This is a genomic window from Pyrobaculum sp., assembly GCF_049971835.1.
Taxonomy (GTDB): Archaea; Thermoproteota; Thermoprotei; order Thermoproteales; family Thermoproteaceae; genus Pyrobaculum.
In genome coordinates this window covers 1-23,360 of record NZ_JBMFKV010000009.1, presented here as the reverse complement: position 1 = coordinate 23,360, position 23,360 = coordinate 1, and the positions used below count along the sequence as shown (strand labels likewise).

The window sequence follows — 23,360 nt, the reverse complement described above, 5'->3', positions numbered from 1 at the left end:
GGTTGAGTAGGGTACGTCAGAAATTAGCATAGAGCTCCCCCTGGGGTGCCTTATGCTGTACCACCAGTGGAGCTCGAAGGTGAGCGGGTACCCCACACGCCAGAGCCCGCTCCTAATAATGGCGACAGTCTCGCCACGCGTGCTACGCCCCTCTACGCCTCCCAAGGCCCTCATACCTCAAGCCCGGTAACGGAGCAACGCCTCCACGCTACTAAAAGATGGCGAGGTAGCACAGCTTGCATAGAGACAGCTATCCGAGCTAGCTTAAAAACGCAACTGCAGGCCACCTCCTCTCAGCACCTGAGCGCGGAGGAGAGACTGGCAACCGCTTCAGACACACGCTGTTTTAAAACAACGTAGAGAATAGAAATAAATTCAGCTGTACACCTACCCAAAACACTACGGCGCCGTAGCCTACGCTGTTTTAAAACAACGACACGTATGTAGCCATCTGCATATATAGCGGGAGGAGTACCTCTCCGCTGTTTTAAAACAGCGGGAGAAATCTCTGTGCTCCGTACGTACCCCCATCCTGCTAGCCACCCGCTGTTTTAAAACAGCGTAACCGGACGTACACCTCGCCTTCGTTGTTTTAAAACAGCGGATGTGAAAGCGCTTGGCGGAGACCTGTCTTATTGGCTCAGGGGTGTGCACCATTTTAAGAGAAAACAGCGTTTTGTACAAACACGACGCTGTTTTAAAACAGCGTATCTCCTGCACGTCCGGGAGTAGAACGCAACGTAACTACATGCCCTCCTAACTCTTAAGAGAGTTGAACGTTGTTTTAAAACAGCGAGGGCTGAAGAAGCGCGCCCTACTCGCCATGCGGGGGCGACAAAACCAGGCTTTTGAGGTCTTAAGGGGTTTCGCTGTTTTAAAACAGCGAAACCCGCATACGGAATGGCGCAAGCTGTGGATGAACTAGGCGAGGTGGCGCAACTCCCGCTGTTTTAAAACAGCGTGGCGGTACAGCGCCCGCAGTCCTGCGTCTCTGCTACCCGACGTGGCTTAGCCAACGCTCTCGCTGTTTTAAAACAGCGAAGGGCGCGGCGGGCCCCTCTCTCCCTCTGCTACGTCCGCGGTCGGCGTATTAGCTGGGCACGCCGCCGCTGTTTTAAAACAACGTAGAGAATAGAAATATGCACACTTGTCCGCTGTTTTAAAACAACGTTCAACTCTCTTACGTTCTTGAATGGCGAGGTAGATAGGCGACCTGCGCCACTAGGCGTGGCACGCTGTTTTAAAACAGCGGCTCAGAAACGCCGATGCCCAGTATCTACATATATTGCCAAGTTCCCTATACCTAGTAATATTGAAATGTTTATATTGAAAGTAAAGATGTGTGTAGAGACACTAGTGCAGACTTTCCAAAATTAGCCACGGTACACGTGCCAAGAGCTGAACGACATGGACTTAGCCAAGTTGCTAAAGCTGTATTGCCAGGTGTCGAAAGCCAGACAGAGTCAGTTGTTGTATATTATATTATTATTTTTTCTAGTTTTATGAGTTTGTATCACCTGTCGCGGTCAGCGCCCGGGTCTTGTTCTACTTCGGGTGTGTATCTACTTAGAACCAACTTCTAGCTCGGGTAGAGTTCTGGGGGTTCTGTAGCGCGGGTCTTTCCCTCCGTGTTGTCTAATTTGGAGGTATATAAATGTTTTTTCTACAGGTTGATCGGCGGGTTATTTATCCTATATGCATGTATATATTGTGGTTTTCACTGTGGGGTGTTGAAGACTATCTATTCGCTCTTGCCTAGTTTTTGTAGTGGGGTGTTGCTATATTGGAAATATGTCTGTGTAGTAATGTTTGTACTTGCGTAGAGAGCTCTGCCAGTTGCGGTTTGGGAGAAGATTTTTAACTACCTGTAAATCTGAAGCCTATGGAGACAGACTACTTGGCTAGGCTGAAGGAGCACGCAGAGGCTCTTTCTCGTGTGAAGGAGCAGTTCGACATTGTCTATGGCGAGGAGGGGGGCAGGCCCTACCTCGACTTCAAGATACGGGGGGCGTGTATAGAGCCATCTGTGCTTGCGTGCAACTGCAACGCGGTGTGCAAGGGCGAGCCTTCGTGTGTGGAGCGGTGTGTCGAGACGGAGGGGAGGAGGGCGTGCGAGGCGAAGGAGGGTGACTTGAGGGAGAGGATAAAGCGTGCGGAAGGCGGGGAGCTTGAGGCCTTGGTCAGCCCGCAGATGGCAACGGGGATGAAGATGATAGTCAAGAAGATCGAGCTCGTCTCTCTCGACAGGGGGGCGAACGAGATTTCGATGGTTATCAGGATGTGGTTGCTCAACATGCCAACCGCCAAGTCTATGGGGAGGTTCGTGGCGGCGATGAGCGCGTGTATAAAACAGAAGCCTCCCGAGGAGTGTCTCCAAGGGCTTGACGCCTTCGCTGTTTAATGCCCTCTTCTAAGGCCGAGCTGAAGGTCAGCAGGGAGGTCGCCGTCGCCATAAAAGAGCTCAGCCTGCTGAGGGGGGTAGAGGAAGACGAGTTTGTGCGGGAGTTGCTTGAGACCTATGTAAAGGCCAAGCACGGCGTTGAGGAGCTTGAGCGCTATACTCTAGCCGACCTCTTAGTGATGATGAACGCCTTGGTCAGGATCCTCACAGTGGCCAAGCCCGTCTTGGACATGTACATGTCGCTTGCGGTTCCCGCCTACCAGTTGCCTCCGCAACAGCAACAGCAGGAGTCGGCCGAGGGGGGAGAGGAGGAGAGGCTGGTGGCTGAGCTCAGAGAGCTTAGAGAGGCGTTTTCCAAGTCTCTGGAGGAGTTGCGCATGGAGATGAGGGAGGCGGTGCTTGAGAAGAGAGGCGAGGAGAGGGGCAACGGCGCGTCAGCCGCCCTTTCTGAGGTGGATGAGATAAGGCAGGAGTTTATGGTGATGTTCCTCAACTACATGAGGCACGAGATGGGCAAAATGTTTAATGCTATGTTCGCCCAGCAGAAGAGGTGATGGAGGAGCTCAGGCGCCACCTAGAAACGCTGAACGAGCCCGAGGCCAAGCTACTGCTTGAGCTACTGGACGGAGCGGAGGCGCTCACAGACGACGTCAAGATGTTCATAAGTGGCTTGGCCGAGCGTGGCCAGCTCGACCTCCTCTACAGGCTGTTCAGGCCTTTGGTGGAGGAGAGGGGCGGGGCCATGGCGAGCGCGGTCAGCGACCTGCCCCTCCCGCTGGCCTCCCTAGCCGTGGCGGAGTTCCTCTCGCGCACGGTCGTAGTCTTCGGCCCGTCTATAGCCGAGATGTTCACAAGGGCCCTCTGCATAGGGCTCAGGGCGGCGGCCAGGTCCAGGGGGCAACAGCTGTCTTCGTTCGGGCAACTGGGGAAGCTCTGTATCCAGCTACTGTTGGGGAAGTAGCGTTATTTTTATCCTGGCTACCTCATTGGGGTGGTGTCTGGGAGACCTGTCTTCGCCAGGATACGTATCTTGTGGAGGAAGCCGCGCGGGAAGGCCCTCAGCTACGTGCCCAGGGGCTCCAGGGGGTCGCACATCCCCAGCCCCCGCGGCCTGGGCTTCTCCCCCGTTTCGTCTGTATACACGCCGCTGGCTACTGTAAGCGGGAGGGAGAAGATCTTGGTGATGGTTAGGCGGGCAGTGCTGTACGTGGCTGGCTTTGGGACAGTCAGGCGGAGGGGAGAGGCGCGGGCGGTCTACGGAGAGGCGTTCATAGAGGCCACTCTAGGCGACGTGGTGGAGCTCGAAGGCAACTTCGCAGTTTTCTACGTAGAGGGCGCCTGAAGCGGCAGGCCCCGCCCCTCAGGGCGTCTGCGCAGGAAACAATTAAATATGCCCAGTTTTCCTACGTATATGGAGAAGGCCGTCGGCGCTCTGGCGCTTGAGAAGTGCTTCGAGCTGAAGGAGATGTCGCTAGCCGAGCTTGAGAAGTACAAGGAGGCCACCCCCCTCAGGCAAGCCTCAGACTACGTCGACGAGGTGTATAAGTTGCCACAGCCCCCGATTGTTGTCGACGAGGAGCAGAAGGTGGTGATAGACGGGGCCAGGAGGCTGGCTATGTTGCTTAGAGAGGCCAAGGGGCCCAAGTCTGCGTACAAGGTCGCAGTACTCTCTGTGCGTTGCAGAGACGCCGCCTACCAGCCAGCCCTACTGCGGTTCGCCTGGGCGGTGCTGTCTAGACCGGTGAAGCACATCGAGCGTTGCCGGCAGGAGCTCGTCGAGGCGATCGCCAAGAAGAGCCACTTCTCCATTTACGAGAACTGCCCGGTGTGCCGCTCGGCGCTGATACTAGACACAATGCCAGTGTGTGAGGGGGGCAGGAAAGCCGACTGCGTCCCGCCCGAGCTGAAGCCGCTTGTGAAGAGGTACGCGAGCGAGTGCCTCTCGCTGGTGGAGATCTTGGTAAAGTACGGAGAGCCGTCTCTGGCCTACGGCGAGGTGTCTAAGTTCAAGAGGGAGACGCAACACGCAGAGCTGGAGAAGATCGGGCAACCCCCTCAGCAACAGAAGCAGATCCGGATCACCGACTACATCCCGCCACCATCCCCCACGATGTCGTCGGTAGCCTCCACCGCGGCGCAACCGGAGAGGGTTAGTGAGGAGAAGGTTGCGGAGAGGCGGCGTGTGTCTGAAAAAGAGGACGTCGCGCACGAAGACATAACGCACTTGATCTACATAAAGGGGTTGTTGGAGGAGCACAAGGAGGAGGTCGACGCGGCGGTTAAGCGGAAGAGCAGGCTGTACGACATGGTCAAGAACAGCGGCTTCCCCGACGCAGTCGCCAGGCTGATGACGTGGCTTTTCGAGAGGCACGAGATCGAGAACGTAGTCTCGGTGATCTCCAACTCGCCCGAAAAGGGCGAGGTGATGAAGAGGGTGGTCGAGGCGCTCGACAAGTACATCAAGGGGGTGAAGGTGACGGTGCCGAGCTCTGCGTGGAGCCAGCTTGAGGAGATGTCGCTACACTTCCAGATGCCAGCCACGGTCGTGCTCTACGAGCTGGTTGCACGGGCCTACCGGAGGTACGCAGAGGGCGAGGTCCAGACCTTGGAGGACCTCTTCAAGTGAAGCGGTTGCTGTACTTGGCCTCGTATTTTTTCCCCCTGACGACCGCCTGGCACAGACTGACGTGTCTAGTCGCCACGGTGGCAACGGCGCTGGGAGAGGAGCCGCCATCTTCGCGGAAGCTGTCGAAGGCAGTGGAGTCTGAGCCAGTCGGGGAGGTGGTGCCGTTCCCGCGCCCTGTCAAGTTCAACTGCGGGGACTCCTACTTCTGGGAGCTGGGGGTCTTTGTAGCGGACAGGAGGGCGGAGGAGGCCGGGAAGAGGCTGTTCAGCAGACTGAGAGAGGAGCAGAGGCGCGCGCTCCTCGCCCTAGTAGAGGAGAGCTCCGCCAAGCCACTCTGCCACCTCTACCGGGCTTGCAGAGGGGTTTTTTAACCCACCCGCCATTGTCATCTATGGCTGTCCAGCTCGGGATAGGGGCGATTGGCCAGGTATCCGACTTGCTCAAGCAGATCGCTAACGAGATAGCGAAGAGGCTGGGGGTAGACCCCAACCAGGTCTTGAACGTGATTAGGGACGGCGCCGTCGGGCTCGTGTTGCAACTCCAGCGGCTGGTTGTTCCCCAGGGGACGCAGACGCTGAACGTGCCCGTGGCGGTCTACAACACCACCTCCACCACGCAGTTCTGCCAAGTGAGGCTGAAGCTGAACGGGAGAGTCGTCTCTTCTACAGACATATCGCTCGGGCCAGCGTGCTTCGACGTTGTCAACCTCAGCCTCCCGGCCTCTGCCATCCCTGCGCAGGCCACCGCGGAGGTCGAGGTAGCCACCCAGAGCGGGGTGCAGGACAAGGTTGCGGTTAGGGTGGAGGCCCCGTGGATGGAGGTGAAGGGAGAGGTGGCGGTGGGGGAGAAGTTTAGGATTGAGACATCTGCCTACTTTAGCATACCGACTGCAGGCTTCAGGTGCCACGGCGCCCCGATTGCGTCTCTGAGGGGGCGGTTCGCCAACATCCGCACCAAGACGATCTACGTGACTGTCACGCCAACTGAGGTCAAGATCTGGGGAGGGGGGAGCCCTGGCCTAGATATCTCGCTTCCGCTAGCAACAGATACGTACGTGGCCTATATTACAGATGGCTTGAAGAGCGCAAGCGGGCGGATAGTAGAGGTAACCGACGCAGTTATATACTCAGAGCAGATGTACGAAAGGGGGACAGGCCTAGTATATACCATGGACGACAGACCTTTCGACGTACAGCTGAACAGCACGCCTTTTGGTTGCTACGCAGACGTGTCGCTGGAAGACGTGAAGAGCTTCGTCTCCAGGTACTACGCTGACAAGTATGTGTGGATTGAGGTTTCTGGGTTTACGCTAAACCCCTACTCCAAAGACGCGTGGGTTAAGATAGATGGCAAGCAGGTTACTGAACGCACACTTGTCAAGTTTGGGCGGGCGCTTCAGATATCTGGCAAGTCCGTCCCTGACTACTTAGTTAGGGACTTCCTCTCGGGCTCCCTCTCGAAATACTACCTAGACGGAAAGCCAGTCAAGTCGCCGTTCCTGTCTAGCATATGGCACAACTTCTACATAGCTACGCTTACGCCAGAGGAGAAGAGGATGCGCTGGGTAGATTACGTGCAGAGGGCGTCTGAGGAGGCCTACAAGAGGTGGAACCAGCTCAGAGACGAGTACCAGAAGGTGCTGGGCGACTGCTACCAGAAGGCCGAGAAGAAGAAGGAGGCGTGCCTCATGGGGTGCAGTAGCCTCAGAGACGAGGAGGCCATCAGACGGTGCCACGACTCATGCGAGCAGTCTTACCAGTGGGAGCGCGGGATGTGCAACTTGACTTACTCGCCCTTGGAGAGCCAGGTCAGGCTACAGTGGGAGATGTACGACGCGCTCAGAGCGTCGACATATTCGCCTAACTGGGTCGCAGAAGTCCCCCAGAGCTATATAAAGCTTGGAAAGGCGATACGTATCCTCAGGAGGCCCGACGAGGACGAGGCGAGGGCTGTGGAGGAGGCTACTAGACTAGTTGCAGGGGGGTACCTATCCGACAGAGATCCAAACGTTCTGGCTAACCCCGACTACATTGAGACTGTCGACAAGTTCTTCTGCAGGGGCCGGGCTGGCGGGACCCCCACAAGCCCGGTCTTGGTCGACGTCCCTGTTTATGTAATGAGAGTTAAGTCGGTCCCCCAGATTAGGGTGTACGACGTGCAGGCCAGGAGGTGGCTCTCGCAGGACGAGGTGAAGGGGCTGATTGTCCGCCTTTTCGAGGGCCTTGGGGGCGACGGGCGTGGCAACCCGGTTGTTGTGACATTTATGGACAGGAAGCCCGCGGAGCAGGAGAAGGCCTCTATCTGTCAGCGCTATGGCATGCAGTACGGCGCGGGGGCGGGCGGCCCCCAGAACCCGGTGGGCTCGTCCGACCTCACGGTGGAGCTCAGCCTCTGCTTCCACAGCGTAAACAGCCAGGGGGTGGGGTACGGCGCGTGCCCCGGTAGCGGCTACTACGTCGCGAGCGCAGTCGGGGGCCTGCTGACGCTCACCCCAGTGCAGCCAGACAAGGCGAACGTCTTCGTCGCCTGTTCCAACTTTACGTGTACGTGGCAACCCCTTGGCAACATGGACGAGAGGAGGCTCGCCAGCATGTTGCTGGGCTCGGACTTCCTCTACAAGGTGAAGATCTCCGGCGTCTTGTACTTCCCCGAGTCCCCCGCCTACCTCAAGCCAGTCGTCAACGGGAGCGACAGCGGAAGCGCCGTGCAGGTCAGTGACAACCTCCAAAATGGCGTGCAGATCTCAGCTGAGACAGAGTGGCGCTCCAAGTTTATACTCTCCTCCTCTGCTCAACCCCCGAGCGTAGACGCCAAGGTGCTCGTGTGGGGGAGGGACCCCCAGAGGGCGGTGGCGATGCCCGCCAGGGCCAGGGTCTACGCCTCGCCTCCTCCTTCAAACGTAACGCCGCCGACCAACACTAGCCAGGCGGATGGCTCGCTTGAGTGCGTGCTGGCGGGGAGGAGGCTTGAGGTGCGGAGGAGGACGCTCCCCGCCACCACCCCCATATACGCGAAGGCTAGCGTCACGGTCACCGACGCCAGCGGGCGGTCGGCGTCTGGGGAGCTCGACGTGTATGTCCCGCCAGGCGACAGCTATTCCGTAGACCTGCTCTCGGTGCCCCAGTTCGCCTCGGTTACTTCGCCGTTCACTATGAAGTCTGTGGAGGTGAGGGTGTACAGAAACGACGGGGCGCTCGCGTGCACCGCCAGGTGGGAGTCGCCTATACAGCTCCCGAGCTTTGGAACTGCGAGGCCGCCCGTTGCTGGCGGCGCGTTTACCGTGCCCCTGCTGGACTGCGTGCCCCTCACCACGGGGAGGGCGAGGATAGAGCTGGGGCTGTCGTCTGCGCGCGACCTTGAGCTCTATAGCACTATAGTTGCAGATAGGTACGACTCGCTAATGCAGAACATACAGCTCTTCTCGGCGCCAGAGAGTCTGTCGTGGATGCAACTTGACTGGGTGTCCGCCAGGGGGAGGTTCAAGAGGGTCAGGGAGTCGCGCCTGGCCCTAGGCTTGGCCAACTCTTTCCAGCCCCCGCCAGACTACGTCGTCTTGATTGGAGTGAGGGTGGACGCGCTGGACGGAACCCGCGAAAGCCTCTACAGGTGGGTCGCGATCTCTGGCGACGCGCAGAAGGCCACGGCTATGTGCAACGCCCTGAAGGGGTACGGCCCGACGCCGAGGAGCGATGGCGTGCCAGACTACGTGGCGCCGCACCCGCAACTCAGGTTCTACTGGGAGCGCGGCTTCTCCGTAGTCCCGCCGTGCGGCGGCCAGTACAGGATAGAGTACACAGACAAGAACCTGGGCTGGACGCACTTCGGCACAGCGCCGAACGGCTCGCTCTGCGTAGAGAAGATCGAGATACCGAGGAGGGCAGACGTCGGCCACATGCTCTGCCACGAGTTCGGGCACGTCGCGACTGCGGGCATCCTCACCGGGGCGATCGGGTGGGCCACCGAGGCTATCGTGGAGGCCCTGGCTGGCTTCTGCACGGGCGGGAGGTACCTCGGAGACCGCTTCCACACGCTCAACTGCAAAGACCCGAACCAAGCGTCCTTCGAGGAGTGGTACTACTACTCGAAGATATTCTACGACTTCTTCCAAGCCGTGGGCGGGCCGAGCCCGGACGCCGTCAGGTACGCCTACGCGAACGCGTACCAGCTCTACAAGCTCTACTGCGGCCGCTAGGCGACTACCTCCCTCCACGCCTGGCACACCACGTCCTTCCGGTACCTCCCGGCTTTTTCGACCCCTTTTGCCACCAGGTCCCCGAGGTCTGAGGCTAGGAGGGAGGCGACGGTGTGCAGGTAGTCCTCCCAGCACGACTCGTACCAGTCTACGTGGTAGTCCCCGACGACGTTCACCTCCCCCATGTACGTAGCTGGCACCTTGACTGTGCACAGCTCGCTGTGGGCCGGGGCGTCTGAGCACACTGGCACCGCGCCACTGGCCAGGGCCTCCAGCACTGGGAGCCCGAACCCCTCGGCCCTGGAGGGGTAGAGCACTATCTTAGACGCCTTGAAGAGCTCGGCGAGCTCGCGCCTGCTCCTGGGCTGGGCCACCATCCCCACTGGCGACTCCCGCCACGTGGTGGCCACCCAGGGCCCCAGCCTCCGCGCCACTTCGACGAAGATGTCCGCCCCCTTGCGGTACACCACTGGCTCTGGCAAGTCTACGGGGAAGAAGAGGTCGAGCCTCTTCTCCTCCCCCCTGTAGAAGAAGAAGTCCTCTACGTAGTGTGGCACGACCTTTGCGTCGACCCCGTTCCTCTCGGCGACCCACCTGCTGGGGACGACCAGCTCGGCGCCGTGCGGGACGAACCTAACGCGCCCCTCGGCTATCAAGTAGTACACAACCCTCGCCCTCTTGGTTATCTGCTCCCACCTCTCTTTGACAGACCGCGGGAGGAGGTCGGGGTTCTCCACTATTATCACGGCCCTGGCGCCCAGCGCCTTGTCCAGCGCCCAGAAGGGGAGGTACGAGGCGCCAGTGCACGAGGCGACCTGCTCCGCAGCGAGGCTGACCCCGTGGGAGGAGCCGGGGTTGTACACTACGTAGAGGTCCACGGAGAAACAGTAAAAAGCCCTAATATACATAGAGCCCGTGTACAGAGAAGTGTTCTCACTCGCCGAGCGCATGTTGCGGAGGCGCGTCTTCGCGGGGCCCAGCACCGCGCCAGAGCTGTCCTCCCTACGCCCGGGGGACGTGGCGTACGTCTTCTACAGCGGGGGTGCGGCGGCGGTTAGGCGCGGGGTTGTGGTAGTCGCGCCGACGGAGCTGGACGCCAGGCTCGTGGGGGCAGACGCAGTGGTGCCCCCGCCCACTCTGCCATGCAAGTCCTCAGAGAGGGACTACCCTACGGGTATCTACTTCGTAGGCCCGCCCTACTGGGCGAAGGCAGAGGTCTCCAACTCAGACGCGTACCCCGTAGTGGCCCGGAGGGTCGACCTGCTAGTCGCCCTCTCAAGACGGGTTTTAGCCGACAAGCGCGACAGACTCCTCATATCCCAGGCGCAGGCAGAGAGGTGTGGCAAAGTTGCGGAGAGGCCCGTGCCTTGGGTGGACGTCTCGGAGTTCGCCAGAGAGGTCGCGAAGTATGTCTAGGAGGTCTATAAGAGTGAAGAAGATGTCGTTTGAGGGGGCTGGCGGCTGGTTTTCTGCGTATACGTACCTGCTCCAGGGGCTGGCGGAGCTCGGATATAAAGTCAAGCTGGTGGACTCATTCCAGGACGCGGACATTGCGTTTGTCGGCGTGGCGCTCCTCTCAGAAGCCGAGTCGAAGGTAGTCTACGCCCCTATCGAAGGCTTTCTGGAGCGGAGGCCCGAGGTGAGGGCCAGGAAGGCGTTTGTGGTCACTAGCAGGTTCAGCTACGAGTGCGTCGGAGGGGAGGCGGACGGTATAGTCTACCACGGCGTGCCGAGGCTCTCCCGCGTGGGGGAGCTGGTAGACGTGGCGGTATCCGTAAGCGGCACCACAGACAGCGGGGTGGTGAGGAAGTTCCACACGTTTAGAAAGAACGTAGAGGCGTACGTGTCCCTCCTCAAGAGGTACAGGCTATCCGTGGCGTGCAACAAGTGGTTCCCGCACCCAGAGCTCTGCGACATAGTTGCAGACAGGCCCTACCTCTACGCCAGGGCCCTCCTGTACCTGTCCCGCGCAGAGGGGTTCGGCTTGCCAGTGGCCGAGGCCATGGCGTCTGGGGTGCCAGTCGCCTACCTAGACGCGCCTGCCTACAACGAGTTCGCTCAGGGGGAGAAGATACCCGCAGTCTTCAGGGGGTTTGAGAGGTTTACTCTGCCAAGGGCCCCGCCTATGCTAGTCCCGTCTTACGAGCCCGCGAGCCTTGAGGCCGTGTACTTCAGCCTGAAGAGGCTCCTCGGCTCCCGCCGGACTGTTGAGTACAGGCCCACCCCTAGAGACATGGCGCAACAGCTGGTTGAGGAGTACCTCCTGAGGAAGCTCTAGCCCCCGCCTCGCCAGCTGTAGCTGGTACATGCACGAGAGGAGCACTGGCTCGGGCTTGAGGCCGTGTCTGCACGTAATCAGCCTCCCCGCCACGTACTTGTACGCCAGCCCCGAGACTAGGTCTATGTAGAGGCCTTTTGGCAACTCGGGCACCTTCCTCCACCACTCCGCTCTCAGCCTCTCCCCCACGAACACGACGGAGTCCCTCCCCAGCTCGACCACCACGGGCTTTATCCCAGCGTCTAGGAAGAGCTCCAGGTCGCCAACCGACGCTGGCCTCCCGTCCTCGGCCTCTCTATACATCGCGCAGGTGTAGCCAGGCAACAGGTCGCCCCGGAACCTCCCCCACCTGGAGAAGAACTCCCAGCCAACCACCCCCGGTACGCACAGCGCGTCTGCTGGTGGCGGCGAGAGGGAGACGGAGCCGACAGCCCTGGCGTACTCTTCTAGACACTCGCCCACGTATGGCAATGGCGCAGAACTTAAAAAGGTGAGACAACTGCGGGGTGTGATAATAGAACAGTGCGACTACCCGACATGTCTAGTAGAGCCGGGCATCTCTAAGCTGTTCTACTTCTACCGGCTGTCTAGGCTGTTGCCCCACCAGTACTACATGTCGGTGCTTGAGGAGGTGTACAGGGACGGGGACGTCCTCATCGGTGGCATAGGGGCCAAGCTCCTCGGCGCCGACTGGGTCGGGCTACACGACTTGGACATCGTGACGGACAGGCCAGGGTGCCTTGGCGAGTGTGTAGAGCGGGGGGAGAGGCACGCTGTGTCTGTGTACAGGGGGGTAGTGGTGAGGCACTACTGCTGGTGCGACGTGTCGCTCAGGAGGGACGACGTGGTCAAGGTGGGGAGGTTTCTGGTGGCTAGCAGGGAGTCGACCGTCGCGTGGTGGCTGAGGAGGACCCTCTCGTTCGCCTTCGGGAGGTCGGATAGCGCGGAGCTTGAAGAGATCTGGAGGTACAGGGCGCCTAAGGCTCTGGCGGAGCTGGTCTATATGTACCTCACATGGGGCGGGCTGGACATGGCGAAGGTACGCTCCTACCTAGCCATGGACAGGCGCTACGCCACCTTCGTCGAGTCTCTCCCCACCTCCGCCTTGGCGAGGCAGGCGTGCGCCATCCTCTACGACCACTTCGGCTACTCGGTAAGGACCTGTCTAGACGACGTAGCGCGCTTCGTCGCGTCGATTTCCCCTGTCCCGGTGAGGGAGTAGCCCCTTTTAAAAACTGGCGTTTTTTACAACTTGTGCTGAAGATATACACCTCCAAGGTTGAGTTTGGCAAGCCCTACTGCGCCAAGCTCGTCGCCGACGGTATCGGCGGGAGGGAGCTTGAGTACGTGCTCCAACTGCTGGAGGGGGACAGGGCGGTTGAGGTGAGGCGCGCCAAGACGTGCGCAGTGGGGAGGGTGGCCAACCTCGTGCTCACATTCCCCAAGGCCGGGAAGTACGTGCTCACAGTCTCGGACACCGGCCCCTGCGACTTCTCCAGGCACCCGGAGCTCTACACCGTCAAGCTGTCTTTCGGCGCCGCCATCTTCGCCTCGTCGGCGTCGCTCTACGGTTGCGTCAACGAGTTGTGGAGCGACTGCGCCTCAGACCCGGACATAGCCACCATCGCCGTGGATGGCGCCGAGGTACCGGTAACGGTAGGCCCGGTGAGGAGGCTGACTTTCAACACCTCGACGCCAGCCGTCATCAAGGCGGAGCTGTACAAAGGTAGCAAGCTAGTCCAGACTTTTGGTGGCAAGTGGCCCTTCTCCATAGACATAGACGACCAGACGTGTGAAGCCGAGCTGAAGCCTCTGTACATGCCCGAAGTTGGGAAGGAGACTCTGGTTGGCACTACGGTAGTATTCATAAGGCTGGGCCTCTACGGGCTGGGCACCGTAGCTATAGCCAAGGCCACCTCCCCAGAGTTCGCGCTAATGCACTTCTTTACGATCTACGTAGCGGACCAGTTCATGGCAAACATCGCGTCGCCCAAAGCCGGGCGCCTCCTCTGGCCACTCGCGTTCTAGCCCCCTCTCTCCTCTACAGTCTCTTCGTACCCGCAGTTGCGGCAGTAGTACCTAACCACGATCTTCATCTTCCCCCTGTGCTCTACCGCCCTCCTGTCTACCACGTACATCTTGTGCAGACAACGCGGGCACACCCCCACCCGCCGCTCGGCTGAGGCTAGCAACTTCCTAACGGTGAACTGCGAGACGCCTAGCGCAGACGCTATCTCCCCCAGCGACGCGCCACTCCTCCACATCTCTACTGCCCTCTTCTTCTCCTCTTCGCCCATCTTCTCCACCCCGCTGGAGATCTTCCCCTCCCTCCTAGCCCTCTCCATAGCTACCTTCGTCCTCTGCCTGATCAGCTCCCTCTCCATCGTGGCGACGAAGGCGAGGACAGCCCGCAGGAACTGTCTGTACGGCCCGTCGAGCGACTGGAGCACGTGCTCCCTCTCAGAGGCTGAGACCACGGTCAAGTTGAGCTTCCCCTCGACGAGGTCTAGGAGCGCGAAGAGCTCTTGGAAAGACCTCACGAGCCTGGAGATTTCGTAGACCAGGAGGATAGACGGGCGCGGCTCCACGGCGCCGGACTGCACCTCCTCTATCAGCCTCCTAAACGCTGGCCTCTCCCATGGCGGGCTCGCGCCAGACACCCCCTTGTCTATGTAGAACTTCGCGATCTTAATCCCCTTCTCCTTAGCCCACTTCGTTAAGTACTCCTTCTGGTTCTCTGGACGTTGCTCCTCGGTGGACACCCTCACGTACGCGACTGCGACGAGCACGTCTGTGACTTCGCTCCCACTTAAAAGCTAGACGAGGAGGTGGGGTGGAGCTATGCGGGCCCAGAAGGTGGGGAACTTGACGAGGAAGACCTCGCCATCAGACACCCTGCCTATGTCTGTCACGTCCAGCTCGACCGCGGGCCCGTACACCTCGAACGCCACGAAAACCTCGCCATCTCTCTCCGACACGGCTACGCTACGCTCAAACCCGCGGACTGAGGGCAACTTAGCCCAAGGGTGTGGCTCGTACTCCAGCCACTCAAGCGACGCCTTAAAGTAAGTGGCTGTGGCCACCCTGTCGCTTCCCTCAACTCCGACAACCCGCACGTCTCTGCATTATAGATAGCTTAAATGCTTTCTCGCCACTGGACAACATCGCGATCCCCAAAAAGCAGATAAAGGAGCCATTTTTTAAATCTCTGCGTTTTGGAGTTCTTCATGTACAAAAACTATTCCCCTGAGATCATAGGGTTCGTCCTCGGGGGCAATGGCCAGCTGTTCTCGGCAGTCGAGCGCGACGCTTGGGAGCCTAAGCTCTACGCCAACCCCCTGACTACGTACAAGGACACGAAAGACGACTTCGCGCTGGCCCTCTACGCCAGGATGCTCGCAGTGAACCTGTTGGAGGGGCCTGGCATAGAGCTCGGCGCTTACTACATAAAGGAGGCGAGGCACGGGCAGGTCATCGTGTCTAACGGGCTTGAGAAGGCTATTAAGATGCTGGCGGACGACGCGAGGCGGAGGAAGAGCGTCTCCAGCGCGAAGGCCTTCGGGAAGGTGATCGAGGAGGTGGAGCAGACTGGCGACCCGGTGTTCGTCGAGTGGGGCGGGACGTGGTGGTACGTCACGTGGCTGTGGTACCACCCGAGCAACGTCTTTATGAACGTATACGGGCCCTACCCAGCCGAGGCTCTGAAGCTCAAGAGGCGCCTGGGCGTGGCGGTCCCGCTGAGCATGACACTGGGGAAGGTCAGCTCGGAGATCCTGGCGCTGAAGGAGAGCATGGCGATGTACTACCCCTTCAACATACCCGTGCTGAAGTTGCAACTAGACATCACCCACGGAGTGCCCAGCAACGTGGCTAGCCTAATGGAGATCCCGTACCCAGGCGTCTACGTGAGGGTCCCCAACCCCGACGAGTTCTTCTACCCCCTCTACACGATAACCTACCACTGCCCGGCCATCCCCCACCCAGACGCCGTAGCTGAGTACGGCGACTTGATAATAAGGAAGTTCGGAGTCTCCGCAGATCTGGCGGAGAGGAAGAAGATATACGACGCCCTGGTGGGCAGGTGTAGGGAGGCTGGCAAAAAGCTCATGTTCGCAAACGCAGTGTCCCACCACATAGCCTCGTGGGTGCTCCCGATAACAGTCCCGCTGATGAACGCGACGTACTGGCTCGCCAAGTATGAGACCGAGAGGTTTAAGTACGTCGGAGGCCTTGTCAAGACTCTGGCGACTACGTTCGCAAGCGAGATGATGAGGAGCCAGAAGGACGTCACGCCGCTGTACAGAATGCACGTGGCTCTGAACTACTTCGCGACCGGGTTCGCCTCCCTCATGTCGTTTGTGATGTCTGTGAGGCCGTTCGTCGAGGGCTCGCCCAGCTATGTGGACGTGAACGCCGCGGTCGGCTGGATCCCGACTAACGTCATTTCGGACACGCCAGTGGAGGTGAAGTACGGCACCGAGACTGTGATACCCGTGCTCATCACGTATGGCAGAGAGAACGTGCACCCTGGCTACCTGCACTACGGCTACTGGAGAGATGGCCACTTCTACCACGCAGTGTACACCTCTAGAGAGGACTTCATAAAGATGCTTGAGACCCTCTACTTCCGCAGGATAGTCGATGGCAACGCGGAGCACCCCGCAGACTACGAAGAGGTGGAGATACTGAAGAGGGCGTTGTGGAACGGGGACATAGACCGGGTGATCCCCAACTACGAGGTGAAGTTCATGGAGCTCTTCGAAACCGCCGAGGAGACCATAGCCTCAAACGACACTCTACAGAAGGTGTACACCTGGCTAATAAGCCAGGGCCACCTCGGCACGCCACTGGGGTGGCGCAGCTACCTGCTGAACGTTGGGAACGAAGTGGCGGCGGCGGCGTCGGCTGTGAACATAACTGTGAACGAAATTATAAAGCGCGTGCTGAAGTAGGACTATGAAGAAGTACTACGTCGTAGACATAACAGCCCCGGTGGCGCGGGACCTGCTCGTGGCGTACTTCTTCTCGCCAGCGGTTAGGCAGACGCCAATGTTCTGGGGGCCGCCAGGAGTTGGGAAGTCGGCAACTGTGAGGATGGCCCAGCACGACATCGCCCTAGTCTTGTCCTACGCGCTGTCTGAGCTGATGGAGCGGCAGAGAAGCGACCTGGTGAAGAAGGCTAGCTTAGCCGCCCTCTTCTCCAGGTCGCACCCCTCGATCGATCGTAGCAGTGGCAACATCGAGATCTACGTGGTGTGGAGGTGCGGAAAGAAGGAAGACAGAGACGTAGTCAGGCTGGAGCTGGAGGGGGAGGCCAAGTGCGTGGCCCCGTGGCCGAAGTTCCTCTCGTCTCTGACCGAGGAGGAGGCTAGAGACATACTGGACAGCGCCGACCCGTTTACCAGCGAGAGGGTCGAGGAGCTGAGGGCCTTCGTCAACGAGATAATGGAGGCCCTCCAGCTCGGTGGCGCGAGGACTCCTAAGGAGTTGGGCGCCTACTACGCAAAGACGATAGGGATGAAGAGGTACCCGCTAGTGGTGGTCAACGACGACCTGTCGCTGATCGACTACCCGTGTTTCGTGGTGCACAAGTCTTCGGAGGGCCAAAACCGCTGTCTGTACGAGGTAAACGGGAGGTGTCTGAGGTGGGCTGGCAGGAGGTGTCTCAACGTCTCTGTGGAGGACGAGGAGTTCCTGGCCAGGCTGTACCACTATATGGAGAGCGCGAGGATACTGCCGCCAGGAACGCTGACTGCTTTTGTGGAGGAGCTCCGCAGGTCGCCCTACCGGATACCGCTCTACGGCTTCTTCCTGCACTTCGTGGACATAAGGCTGGGCCAGCTTGAGCTCGACGACATAAAGGGACTGCCCACGGACGTCCTGGCCAGGACGGCGGCGCTTGAGAGGAGGGTGGAGGAGGCGAAGCTGTCGAGGGTGCTGTGGCTCAGGCCACCGTGGGTTGTTGGGAGGGGCCTCGGCTCGATCTTCTTCGACGAGGTCAACCAAGCGCCTGTGTATATACAGGGGGCTGCGTATATGCTGATACTCGACAGGAAGGTCACTACTGGCTACTCGATGGGGCGCAACGTGGCTGTCTACGCTGCGGGCAACCAGCCCTACTTCGCGCCCGAGGTGGCTAAGGAGCTCCCGTCGCCATTGCTAGACCGCTTGAAGCCGCAGTTCAACATGTCCTACGTCCTCGACTACGTCCCGCCAGAGCTGGCGGAGCTCTTGGCGAGGGACTACGGCATTTCGGCGGGTGGCGTCACGCCAGTGATGGTGGAGTCCTTCAAGTCGTACTTGAGGGAGATAGGCATGAGGGGCGAAATCGTGTCGAAGTACGGCGTCTTGATCAGCAGAGCTATTGAGCAGGCGAGCGCGGAGGCGGTCGTGCCGAAGGAGGAGCGCGCCACCGTGCCATTTACTCCACGTAGCGTGGAGTTTATGCTCAACATGCTAGGCAAGACCCCTGCGGAGGTCCTCATGCTCGACTTCTACCACTCGACGTACGGAGGCCGCGGCTTCATACGCCCGCTCACTGTCGCGTTCTACACTTACTACGGGCTAGCCGGGATGCAGGAGGGAGGGGAGAGGGAGATGGACAGGCAGTTCAAGATTATGATGTTGCCTATAGTGAACTTGTTGCTAGTCTACGACATCTTGAGGAACGAGACGAGCGAAGAGACGCTGTTCAGGCGCCTGCTCGTGGTGGCGAAGATGCAGGAGCTGGTAACTGGCGTGCAGTTCGGGGCGGAGTACAAATCCGCTGTTGGGGCGTTGCTCGGCGCCAGCCCCGAAGTCGCCGAGAGGATCAGGTCCAACCTCGAAAGGATTGGGATCGTCTGTGGCAGAGAGATAGACATGTCCGCCATCGAGGGGGTTGCTAGGAGGGCTGTTGGCGAGGCCGCTCTTAGAGAGGTCATGGACGCGGTGAGGCTAGTCGAGCCGTACCTGAGGCTGTTCGCCGAGGTGTCGTGCATGAAGGCGGAGGAGAGGACGATCACTGGCTCCCCAGAGTACGTCTCAACCACAAAGAGGAGGAAGAGGTAAACTTGTAGAAAAATTTTTTAAATTCCTCCAAATTTCTTTCTATGAAGCCACTCGCATGTATGAAAGTAGAGGAGGTCCCACTTCATCAGATATGGGAGCTCATACGTCAATTCCAGCACGCTAGGTCTGTTTCAGAGCGAGAGAAAGTTGGGTTTGACCTTGGCAGGGAGTTAAATAAGCTGTTTGGGGACAAGTCGCCGATAGGGCTTGTGGCGTTTCTTTTGGAGTATCTTTTTAGAAGCTACGGCTTCCGGTACAGGGAGGCCATAAGGTCGATCTGCGTGGCTAGGGACGTCGGCGCGCTTATGGCCATCACTCCTAGTGGCAACCGCGCCACTATATTTATAGACCAGCTAACACTGCCCCAGCTCGGCTCTCTCAACGACGTGGCGCTCGGGCTGTTTACCTTTGCGACGTTGCACGAGCTGGCGCACCTCGCCATAAACGTGGAGACTCTGTGGAGGCCCGTCTTGGAGTACTACAGGAGGTTCTTCTACAAAGAGCCCTCCAAGCTCAGGGTGTTCGCAGATCCAAACCGGCTGAGTAGCCTCATACTCCCGGCGATCGAGGGGACGACGAACGCTATAGCCTACACCTACTACCTAGACGCCTCTCCGTACGAAGGCTACGTCAAGTCGCTGTCGGGTCTGCCCGTCCTCCCGGCGCCAGGCGTCGTGTGGTACGACTACGTAGACCAGGACAAGATCGCCAGCTCCGTAGCCGCCGAGGGCATAACAGCCATTATGCAACCGTACCTAATGTTCGACCGCAGGCAGTTCGAATGCGTCAGGGACTGGATGGCCCACGCGGTGGACTTCGAGGCGGTCGACGCCTTCTTCTCGACGTGCAGGAAGAGCAGGGCGGAGCCGTACTGCTGGTTCGAGCGCACTAAGTACATCTGGAACTCGTTCGTGCTAATACCCACCAAGGTGGAGAAGCTGGCGGAGCACAACGAGCAGAAGACCGACGTCAAAGTCTTGAGGGCCAGGGACATAGCAGACGACGAGGAGGAGTTCGTGTTAATAATGACCGCCATGTGCAACACAAGCGAGGAAGTCGCGAAGAAGTACTGGGAGGAGAACCGGCCCCTCATAGTCGAGGTCACAGTAGAGAACACCCTAAAGGGGGCGAGCGGGAAGACGTGCACCACCACCAGCGTGATTAGGCGCGTCCTCTGCCCGGGCGGTGGCGGCGACGAGAGGTGCGAGCCACAAGAGAGGGAGGGGGGAGGGAAGGAAGGGGAGGAAGAGGGTGGCGAGGGCGAGTGCACCAAGAGGGGCGTCAGGGAGAGCCCGCTCAACAAGTTGCCACCCTTGCGCCTCCCGCCGACTAGCAAGCATATCGGCGTCGGGTACCTCCCGGTGGAGGAGCTGTTCAACGTGAGGCCTATAGACGTAGAGGTGCCCATGCCAGACGTCTTGCGGGGGCTACACGGAGAGGAGGCGAGGGTTAAGTGGAAGCAGAGGTAGTTTTAAATACCGCCCCTCTTTTTTCACATGCTGAGGGACGTCCTCCTGGTCGACCCGGTCTTCAGGGTTAGGCACAGGACTGAGGTGCACTACGTCAACATATACATCTTCGCAGACACCTCTGGCTCGTTGTTCACCGAGTCCGCCGACGCCGGGCTCCCCAGAGACGTGGACTTCGCGGTGTCGGTCGCCTTCTCCATACTGAGGAAGTTCCTGCAGAGGCGGGTCAGGGTCAAGGGGGTGATAGGCTTCTTCTCGGACAAAGAGGGCGACTTCACGTGCGGGTACGCAGGTGGCGGGTGCCTCACCCTCCACAAGTACATGAGGCTCCCCGCAAAGCCGTACGTGGACTACCTCCTGCTAGACGAGACGACTGTGGCCGACTTGAGGGCGGACGAGGTGAAGCTGAGCACTAGCACTGGCGGCACGGACCCCGCGCCACTACAGGAGCACGTCTTCAAGAAATATGGCGAGCCACAGCTCCAGTTCATAGTGACAGATGGCCACGTCCCGCAACCAATCCTCACGTTCGGAGTCCCCACGTACGTCTACATCACGCCAGCGGGGACGACAGACGTTAAGTGCGATGGCCCGTGCGTGGTGGAGAAGGTGGCGAGGAGGCAGTGAGGGGAGCGACCTGGCCGAACACTATTTAAGCCAGATCTTGCACGCTGAGGCGTGGCGCGGCTGAGGCTCGACGAGGACAAGAAGGCGCTTGAAAACCTGGTAGAGTTCATGACGTCCAACGCCATGTGTAGAGAGGGCGTCTGCTGTGCAACCCTCAGCGCAAGCGGGAGGAGGGGCCCGGTCACCCTGGAGGTGTGTTGCGACGCCGATGGCGAGTGCTTCGTAGAGCTGTACTAGCCGCCGTGCAGAATACTTAAATACCCAGTTTTTTGTAGCTACGTGGTTACGAAAAAAGTTGCCCGCAAGCTTGAGAAGGCCTCAAAAATTTTGAAGAGGCGCGGTTGCGTCACGGTGGGCGAGCTCGCCGAGCTACTTAAAATAAACAAGGGACAGGCGGGCTACCTAGCCAGGCTACTAAGTAGCTACGGAGGGGCCGTGAAGCCCGTTGCTGGCGTCTTGTGCCACCCCACCTGCGCGGACTGTGTGTACAGAGAGGTGGCAGAGGCGGTATGCCAGCAGATCTCAAGCTCAAGAGGCAGAGTCGTCATGCTAGCACTCGCAGACCTGTCTGAAAAGGTGTTCTACGACAAGACCCCAGCCCTCAGCAAGGCCCTCTACAGGCTACTAAAGTCGCTACTAGACGGGTCGATCGTAGAAGAGCGGAAAAAGAGGCTCTCCCTGGTAGTAGACATAAACCTAGCCAGGGAAAAGCTCGGATGCAACAACATAGCCACCCTCCAGCCTACGAACTAATAAAGAGAACAACTCGTTTTGCCACTAGGGGCGGAGGACAGTAGGCGTGGGGTGTCGTGCCAACAATTTTATATGGTGCCAACGTGTTGCGTCTGTGAGAGTTGAGAAGGCGTACTATAGGAAGGGTGGAGTGTATTACGACACGTACGGTTTCGGATCCCCGCGCTGGTCTAGGCTTATCTCCGCTGGAGGGGGCTACTCCTATCTCAGGCTGTGGCGCTACGCCCACGTGTCGGCTGAGTATAATAGCAAGATTGTAGTAGAGCTGTCTTATGTCGCGTCGCTCTTTACTGCAGAAGACAGAAAGTGGAGATCGACAGTGGTAGGAGCAACCCTCTTCCGTGTGTACGATGGCACCACTAAGCTTGAAGTCCAGCGGAGCGTAAGAGAGCCGCAACAGAAGAAGGAGGGATACCCAGACGTTTTTGAGTCCGAGCCGTTTGGCGCCCTCGTCCTCTAGCAACATTTTTTAATGGCGCTGGCCTGTCCTGTCTGTGAGGGCTTGGGAGGCGGGCAGTGACGGTGGCTGGGGCTACGACACGCCTGGGATCGTGCTCCCGCGCCTGGATAAGCACGTTTTCGCGAGGGGGAACCAGCTTTACTTCATACTGTGGCGCTTCACTAAGGCAACAGAGGAGTATGAGAGCGAAATTGTAGTAAAACAGGTGGACATAGCCCGCCCACTCTTTACTGCAGAAAGAAGAAGGTGGGGTTCGGCAATGTTGAGTATAAACTTCTTCCACGTATATGACGACTTCGCCAGGATTGAACTCCGGCGAGGCGTAAGAGAGCTATGGCAGAGAAAAGAGAGGTATCCAAGTTTTGACTACAAGCCATCTGGAGCTCTCGTCCTCTAGCTTAGATACAGCGGCTAGCGCTGTCATAGTTCTAGTTTGCAAGCACAAGGCGCCACCCCTCTGAAATTGGGTAGGGTGCCAGACTTTCAAGAGCACCAGCTACCTAGCTTGTGCGTCCAGAAACGTTTAAATACTGTTAATTTTTGAATAGCCATGGACAAGAGGAAGCTGGAGCTGGTTGGAGAACTGCAGACCGGGTGCGTGGGGGACTTCTGCTGGGCGGTCTCCCACCCAGACCTGGCGACTGTCAGTTGCACCGGTGAGTCGTGCACAGTTGCGCTGTACAAAGGTTGCGTCGCATTGAGGATAGAGTTGCAAGGCGGAGTGCCTAGGGAGGCTAGGGTGGAGTACATCTGCTAGACTGTTAGGAAGGAGATCGGGAGGCTCAGCCCAAATATCCACTTTTCAATCCTCTCGGGGCCGCTCACGTCGGTAAGTGGGGTCTCTACTAAACTCTCTATCCCCAGGGAGAAGAACTGGCCAACTCTCACCGCGCGGTCTCCGCCAAGCTTGCCACTCTCTCTAGCGAACTCTATGCTCCCCCACCTACTCATCTTTGAGTTTTTCCACCACCTATAGTCAGTTCTTTCTGGCCCATATGTTGGCCCCAGGCCTAGTATACTAGGCCCGCGCTCGTGGCAAGCACACTCCACGCGGAACGCCAGCGGCTCTACGTGCAAGTCAACTCTGCCAACCCTCATAGCCGACCTCCTCCCCGCCCCGAAGGGCGGGGTTCGCCGATGTCTCTATCACAATACCCAGATCGGCATTAGTTAAAAAGTCTTACACACCCCAAAGGGAGAGACTGGAAGATGGGGAAACCCTCTTCGAGAGCGTAGCGGGGATAACAGTAGAAATTTAAAAATACCTAATTTTTGTACTGTGGTGGTCCTCACGAAGCCGTGTCTGCTGTGGTTTGCGTGCCCGGGCGATGGGGGCGACACCCTGGTGTACTGGAGGGGGGAGGCCAGAGCCGTGAGGAAGGACGACCCGCTGGTTAAGCTCTTCGGCGCGCTGGACTCGGCGGTTACGTACAGCCACAAGGCGGCTAACCTCCTGCCCCGCCCCCAGGCCCGGATCATGCGCCTCGCGGCCTTCGCAGTGATG

Annotated in this window: 24 protein-coding genes and 1 pseudogene; 21 read left to right on the top strand and 4 right to left on the bottom strand. The window is 58.9% G+C overall.

Annotation, left to right across the window (positions count from 1 at the left end; translation table 11 throughout):
• The first annotated feature begins 1,882 nt into the window (after positions 1 to 1,882).
• The 7 genes from ACP5J3_RS01770 to ACP5J3_RS01740 all read left to right on the top strand — a co-directional run bounded on the left by ACP5J3_RS01770 (position 1,883) and on the right by ACP5J3_RS01740 (position 9,219).
• Positions 1,883 to 2,401, top strand: a complete 519-nt coding sequence (locus tag ACP5J3_RS01770) for a hypothetical protein (RefSeq protein ID WP_428494083.1) — start codon at positions 1,883 to 1,885, stop codon at positions 2,399 to 2,401.
• Positions 2,401 to 2,955, top strand: a complete 555-nt coding sequence (locus ACP5J3_RS01765; protein ID WP_428494082.1) for a hypothetical protein — start codon at positions 2,401 to 2,403, stop codon at positions 2,953 to 2,955. The genes ACP5J3_RS01770 and ACP5J3_RS01765 overlap by 1 nt, the downstream gene beginning before the upstream one ends.
• Entirely contained in the window at positions 2,952 to 3,362 is a 411-nt protein-coding gene (locus ACP5J3_RS01760; protein WP_428494081.1) for a hypothetical protein, read from the top strand. Before ACP5J3_RS01765 ends, ACP5J3_RS01760 begins: the two co-directional genes overlap by 4 nt.
• Positions 3,363 to 3,395: 33 nt before the next feature.
• Positions 3,396 to 3,743 carry a hypothetical protein gene (locus tag ACP5J3_RS01755; RefSeq protein WP_428494080.1) on the top strand — a complete coding sequence of 116 codons (348 nt, stop codon included), beginning with the start codon at positions 3,396 to 3,398 and terminating at the stop codon, positions 3,741 to 3,743.
• A 69-nt stretch (positions 3,744 to 3,812) separates the two neighbouring features.
• The gene (locus tag ACP5J3_RS01750; protein WP_428494079.1) at positions 3,813 to 5,027 is read left to right on the top strand and encodes a hypothetical protein; all 1,215 of its coding nucleotides are present in this window, start codon (positions 3,813 to 3,815) and stop codon (positions 5,025 to 5,027) included.
• Positions 5,024 to 5,398, top strand: a complete 375-nt coding sequence (locus ACP5J3_RS01745; RefSeq protein ID WP_428494078.1) for a hypothetical protein — start codon at positions 5,024 to 5,026, stop codon at positions 5,396 to 5,398. Before ACP5J3_RS01750 ends, ACP5J3_RS01745 begins: the two co-directional genes overlap by 4 nt.
• Before the next feature lie 20 nt (positions 5,399 to 5,418).
• Positions 5,419 to 9,219, top strand: a complete 3,801-nt coding sequence (locus ACP5J3_RS01740) for a hypothetical protein (RefSeq protein WP_428494077.1) — start codon at positions 5,419 to 5,421, stop codon at positions 9,217 to 9,219.
• Here the strand turns inward: ACP5J3_RS01740 and ACP5J3_RS01735 are convergent.
• Positions 9,216 to 10,097 carry a glycosyltransferase gene (locus tag ACP5J3_RS01735; RefSeq protein ID WP_428494076.1) on the bottom strand — a complete coding sequence of 294 codons (882 nt, stop codon included), beginning with the start codon at positions 10,095 to 10,097 and terminating at the stop codon, positions 9,216 to 9,218. The genes ACP5J3_RS01740 and ACP5J3_RS01735 overlap by 4 nt on opposite strands.
• A 37-nt stretch (positions 10,098 to 10,134) precedes the next feature.
• On the opposite strand from ACP5J3_RS01735, the gene ACP5J3_RS01730 reads away from it, so the two are divergent.
• From ACP5J3_RS01730 to ACP5J3_RS01715, 4 genes are all read left to right on the top strand, one after another.
• Positions 10,135 to 10,635 (top strand): hypothetical protein, encoded by a 501-nt coding sequence (locus ACP5J3_RS01730; RefSeq protein WP_428494075.1) that lies wholly within the window; start codon positions 10,135 to 10,137, stop codon positions 10,633 to 10,635.
• Positions 10,628 to 11,497: a glycosyltransferase gene (locus ACP5J3_RS01725; protein ID WP_428494074.1), complete on the top strand. Its 870-nt coding sequence runs from the start codon at positions 10,628 to 10,630 to the stop codon at positions 11,495 to 11,497. Before ACP5J3_RS01730 ends, ACP5J3_RS01725 begins: the two co-directional genes overlap by 8 nt.
• 508 nt (positions 11,498 to 12,005) lie before the next feature.
• Positions 12,006 to 12,719, top strand: coding sequence for a hypothetical protein (locus ACP5J3_RS01720; RefSeq protein ID WP_428494073.1), 714 nt, complete (start codon positions 12,006 to 12,008; stop codon positions 12,717 to 12,719).
• Between the two features lie 32 nt (positions 12,720 to 12,751).
• Positions 12,752 to 13,525: a hypothetical protein gene (locus ACP5J3_RS01715; RefSeq protein WP_428494072.1), complete on the top strand. Its 774-nt coding sequence runs from the start codon at positions 12,752 to 12,754 to the stop codon at positions 13,523 to 13,525.
• Here the strand turns inward: ACP5J3_RS01715 and ACP5J3_RS01710 are convergent.
• The gene (locus ACP5J3_RS01710) at positions 13,522 to 14,286 is read right to left on the bottom strand and encodes a recombinase family protein (RefSeq protein ID WP_428494071.1); all 765 of its coding nucleotides are present in this window, start codon (positions 14,284 to 14,286) and stop codon (positions 13,522 to 13,524) included. The two genes, ACP5J3_RS01715 and ACP5J3_RS01710, sit on opposite strands and share 4 nt — an antisense overlap.
• A 27-nt stretch (positions 14,287 to 14,313) precedes the next feature.
• A complete protein-coding gene (locus ACP5J3_RS01705) occupies positions 14,314 to 14,613 on the bottom strand; it encodes a hypothetical protein (protein ID WP_428494070.1) in 300 nt (99 codons plus the stop codon).
• A gap of 111 nt (positions 14,614 to 14,724) precedes the next feature.
• Here ACP5J3_RS01705 and ACP5J3_RS01700 point away from each other — a divergent pair, with 111 nt between their 5' ends.
• The 9 genes from ACP5J3_RS01700 to ACP5J3_RS01660 all read left to right on the top strand — a co-directional run bounded on the left by ACP5J3_RS01700 (position 14,725) and on the right by ACP5J3_RS01660 (position 22,613).
• Positions 14,725 to 16,449: a hypothetical protein gene (locus tag ACP5J3_RS01700; RefSeq protein WP_428494069.1), complete on the top strand. Its 1,725-nt coding sequence runs from the start codon at positions 14,725 to 14,727 to the stop codon at positions 16,447 to 16,449.
• Between the two features lie 4 nt (positions 16,450 to 16,453).
• Complete coding sequence (locus tag ACP5J3_RS01695) at positions 16,454 to 18,547, top strand: hypothetical protein (RefSeq protein WP_428494068.1); 2,094 nt, start codon at positions 16,454 to 16,456, stop codon at positions 18,545 to 18,547.
• Positions 18,548 to 18,588: 41 nt separating this feature from the next.
• A complete protein-coding gene (locus ACP5J3_RS01690; RefSeq protein ID WP_428494067.1) occupies positions 18,589 to 20,016 on the top strand; it encodes a hypothetical protein in 1,428 nt (475 codons plus the stop codon).
• 27 nt (positions 20,017 to 20,043) lie between these two features.
• Positions 20,044 to 20,643, top strand: a complete 600-nt coding sequence (locus tag ACP5J3_RS01685) for a hypothetical protein (RefSeq protein WP_428494066.1) — start codon at positions 20,044 to 20,046, stop codon at positions 20,641 to 20,643.
• A 51-nt stretch (positions 20,644 to 20,694) separates the two neighbouring features.
• Positions 20,695 to 20,880 (top strand): hypothetical protein, encoded by a 186-nt coding sequence (locus ACP5J3_RS01680; protein WP_428494065.1) that lies wholly within the window; start codon positions 20,695 to 20,697, stop codon positions 20,878 to 20,880.
• A 42-nt stretch (positions 20,881 to 20,922) separates the two neighbouring features.
• Positions 20,923 to 21,396, top strand: coding sequence for a hypothetical protein (locus ACP5J3_RS01675; RefSeq protein ID WP_428494064.1), 474 nt, complete (start codon positions 20,923 to 20,925; stop codon positions 21,394 to 21,396).
• A 94-nt stretch (positions 21,397 to 21,490) separates the two neighbouring features.
• Positions 21,491 to 21,856 carry a hypothetical protein gene (locus ACP5J3_RS01670; protein WP_428494063.1) on the top strand — a complete coding sequence of 122 codons (366 nt, stop codon included), beginning with the start codon at positions 21,491 to 21,493 and terminating at the stop codon, positions 21,854 to 21,856.
• A gap of 34 nt (positions 21,857 to 21,890) precedes the next feature.
• The gene (locus ACP5J3_RS01665; protein ID WP_428494062.1) at positions 21,891 to 22,253 is read left to right on the top strand and encodes a hypothetical protein; all 363 of its coding nucleotides are present in this window, start codon (positions 21,891 to 21,893) and stop codon (positions 22,251 to 22,253) included.
• Positions 22,254 to 22,406: 153 nt separating this feature from the next.
• Entirely contained in the window at positions 22,407 to 22,613 is a 207-nt protein-coding gene (locus ACP5J3_RS01660; RefSeq protein WP_428494061.1) for a hypothetical protein, read from the top strand.
• Here the strand turns inward: ACP5J3_RS01660 and ACP5J3_RS01655 are convergent.
• Positions 22,610 to 22,954, bottom strand: coding sequence for a hypothetical protein (locus ACP5J3_RS01655; RefSeq protein ID WP_428494060.1), 345 nt, complete (start codon positions 22,952 to 22,954; stop codon positions 22,610 to 22,612). The genes ACP5J3_RS01660 and ACP5J3_RS01655 overlap by 4 nt on opposite strands.
• Positions 22,955 to 23,138: 184 nt before the next feature.
• Between ACP5J3_RS01655 and ACP5J3_RS01650 the strand changes: the two are divergent.
• Positions 23,139 to 23,360, top strand: a pseudogene (locus ACP5J3_RS01650) (ATP:cob(I)alamin adenosyltransferase); the annotation flags it as partial.